The sequence below is a fragment of the Enterobacter sp. 50793107 genome (assembly GCF_001463365.1).
In the GTDB taxonomy this organism is placed as follows: Bacteria; Pseudomonadota; Gammaproteobacteria; order Enterobacterales; family Enterobacteriaceae; genus Enterobacter; species Enterobacter cloacae.
Window position 1 is genome coordinate 1 of the sequence record NZ_LNII01000142.1, and the last position, 383, is coordinate 383.

Below are 383 nucleotides of genomic sequence, written 5' to 3' on the forward strand. Positions count from 1 at the left end.
AGGTCGCTTCTCTTTGTATGCGCCATTGTAGCACGTGTGTAGCCCTGGTCGTAAGGGCCATGATGACTTGACGTCATCCCCACCTTCCTCCAGTTTATCACTGGCAGTCTCCTTTGAGTTCCCGGCCTAACCGCTGGCAACAAAGGATAAGGGTTGCGCTCGTTGCGGGACTTAACCCAACATTTCACAACACGAGCTGACGACAGCCATGCAGCACCTGTCTCACAGTTCCCGAAGGCACCAAAGCATCTCTGCTAAGTTCTGTGGATGTCAAGACCAGGTAAGGTTCTTCGCGTTGCATCGAATTAAACCACATGCTCCACCGCTTGTGCGGGCCCCCGTCAATTCATTTGAGTTTTAACCTTGCGGCCGTACTCCCCAGG

At 53.3% G+C, this 383-nt stretch carries 1 rRNA gene; it reads right to left on the reverse strand.

The annotated features are described in order from the left end of the window. A 16S ribosomal RNA gene (locus APU11_RS18605) occupies positions 1-383 on the reverse strand; the annotation flags it as partial.